The sequence below is a fragment of the Microcystis sp. M53598_WE2 genome, assembly GCF_030067735.1.
Taxonomy (GTDB): Bacteria; Cyanobacteriota; Cyanobacteriia; order Cyanobacteriales; family Microcystaceae; genus Microcystis; species Microcystis aeruginosa.
Genome location: NZ_JASJFE010000473.1, coordinates 1 through 2,706 on the forward strand (window position 1 = coordinate 1; position 2,706 = coordinate 2,706).

The 2,706-nt window shown below is 36.5% G+C and carries 3 protein-coding genes; 2 read left to right on the forward strand and 1 reads right to left on the reverse strand.

Features of this window, described 5'->3' with window-relative positions; genetic code table 11:
• The first annotated feature begins 107 nt into the window (after window positions 1–107).
• The gene (locus PX636_RS09860; protein WP_002740011.1) at window positions 108–314 is read left to right on the forward strand and encodes a UPF0223 family protein; all 207 of its coding nucleotides are present in this window, start codon (window positions 108–110) and stop codon (window positions 312–314) included.
• Between the two features lie 270 nt (window positions 315–584).
• A complete protein-coding gene (locus PX636_RS09865; protein ID WP_261779431.1) occupies window positions 585–683 on the forward strand; it encodes a type II toxin-antitoxin system YoeB family toxin in 99 nt (32 codons plus the stop codon).
• A gap of 39 nt (window positions 684–722) precedes the next feature.
• Here the strand turns inward: PX636_RS09865 and PX636_RS09870 are convergent.
• Window positions 723–2,706: pentapeptide repeat-containing protein (locus PX636_RS09870; protein ID WP_288116980.1), on the reverse strand; the 1,984-nt coding region annotated here is incomplete at its 5' end.

A 2,706-nucleotide genomic window follows, 5' to 3' on the forward strand; every position in this document is an offset into this window, starting at 1 on the left:
AGAACAATTTTTTAAGAGCGAACTATCGTTAATTTGATTGTATGTATTATAATTGAGTCGTTAAATTTAACCAAAATACTATACTGTCCTCATCGAGGTTATTGTTTATGAAATCAGAGTATGATCTCGCTAATATGAAAAGTCGTCCTAATCCTTTTGCTCAACAACTCAAGCGGCAGGTCACTTTACCTTTAAGGATTGATGTCATTGATTTCTTTGAAAAAAAAGCAAAAGAAAAAGGAATTTCTTATCAGGAATTAATTGATTTATATCTTCAGGATTGTGTGACAAACGACCGAGAAATTTCTTTTTAGCGATCGCTTTTTATCCAAACAGAATAGAAAGAGCGATCGTCTTGTGATCATCAGTTAATAAAACAATAAAGTTCTGGAAAAATGAGCCAAGAACGTAGGTTGGTTTGAAGCATGAAACCCAACTCCCGCTCATGTTACGCTACCGCTAACCCATCCTACAAATAATTGTGCCTCCCTACTTAATAAAACAATAAAGTTCGGGAAAAATGAGCCAAGCCAGTCTTCAATGTTTATCCGATAAAAATTGCTAAAAGCTTGGAATTTGATCGGTTGGCTTTTGAAGATTTGGCTTGGTGGGTTGAGGATGACCGCAAGCAGACTTTAAAAATCATTAGGCTGATTCAGAAAGTTCAACGGCATCCTTTTTAAGGAATTGGTAAACCTGAAAAGTTAAAGATGGAAAGAAAGTCAGGTGCTTAGGTTTGCTAATTGTTCCTGAATATTAGCTTGAGTAGAGAGTTTTTCAGATTTTTCCCATAGAGCGTTAAAGATACTTTTATCTGTCTCGACAACTCTTGTTTGATAGGAAATATAACCTGATTCTGTTTGACCATTCATAGTTCTTCTCGCTGTAAAAGAATTTCTGGGAACAGATAAGTTTTCGCTAATTAATAGGTTGGTATCATCCCAACGATAGCCTTCTTCAACATCTTTGGCTTTTTCCTGACAAATCCAAGCAACTTCTATGCCAGAGTTAAGTTGTTCCTGAATCACCTGTAAATGCTTTGGAGTCGGAACTTCAGGAAGAATAAAGACTCGTTGAATAGAAATCCACCTTTTGATTAGTTCTTTGTTAACTTCCCAGAATTTTTGACCAAGAGGATTATCCCACCAGATGCAATCTGTCATGGAGTGAACAGCCAAGATTCGAGATTGACTTTGAGGATCAATGTGTTTGAGTAGTTGAGCAACCTTTTCTAAACGGGATTCGCCGCTAATTTCAATGTTAATTTCAGGCATAATTGTGTTAGTCAAAATTGTGCCATCAAGGAGAGTTAGATTATTTTCATCTAATTTAACATCGGTCAAGTTAGCTCCCGTTAGATTAGCTTTACTCAAATTGGCATGACTTAAATCGGCTCCTGTTAAATCAGCTTTGCTCAAATTGGCATGACTTAAATCGGCTCCTGTTAAATCAGCATCAGTTAAATTAACCCCCGAAAGATTAGCCTGACTGAAGTTACATCCCATCAATTTTGCATCGGAAAGATTGCCTGGGGTATCCATTAAATTGACTTGGCTGAAATTCAGTCCCCGAAAATCTCGTTCGCCAATTTTGTGCAAATATGTCAATTCTTTTGTGCTATGAATATCGGGGTGATATTCATCGGGTGAATAAACGGCAATCATCGCTTTGACGTAGGCGAAAAAATAAGCCTTGAGAATATTTTCATGGGTGTAGATGGTAATCACTTCTTTACCATCATACTCGACCACCACCTTGACAGTTACGTCTCCTTGTTGACCTTCTTTTAAGTTTGCCACATAGATAGATTTAAGGTCATGTTTAATTTCAACTAAATGAGCTAGAGCCTCATTAAAAGCAGTAAAAAGTGCATCTACTGGACTTTTTTTAAAGGCCGATTCAGTGTAACGCTCTTGGGTTTTTGTATTGCATAAGATAACTGTCGCAGAAGTTAAATTGTTGTTAGCAGAAAGAATTTCAAAGTTCTCAATTTTCCAGCCTTGAAAAAGGAAAAGATTATCTTCAAAGAATAAGTTTTGTTGAGGCTCGTTTTCTAAAAGCTGATTGAGTTTTACTTTTTCATGTTCCATGGCAGCTTTACCGAAATTTTTGAGAGTTCTTTCGATAGAAGCTGGCGAGGTATCTTCCCCTAAAAACTGTAAGAATAAGGAAGGAGAACCCACAAAAGGATACCCACTGGCAATGAATTCTCGATCTCTGATGGTGATAATACCTGCTAGGCTATACTTTCTGGCAATCTCAACTTGAATTGCCGTTTTTAAATCAACGTTGGGATATTTTTCTAGGTCAATTTCTTTCAAGTCAACTTGACCGACGTTAATCTTACTCAGAAGTTCAATGATCGAACGATTGGCATATTCTTGAGATTTAAGATTTTTGATATTATGCCAAATTTTGATTAATCCTATTTCGCCGATGTAAGGATTAATTTTTCCCTCTAAAACAAGTCCCATAACCCTAGTAGCTTCACTGTTAAGAGTCGTCTGATTTCGTAATAAAAACTCTTCCATCAGATCAGCGTCAATTAAGACTTTTGGAGCTTGAGAATTGTTATCTTTTGATTGGAATACCTCTAAGTTATCCAGAAAAAAATCAATACCTATTGGAGTCAAAACTTTTTGGGTAGCCGCTTTATGCAGACTAAGCTTGATTTCGTACTGCACAAAATCATCAGATTCGCTTTCG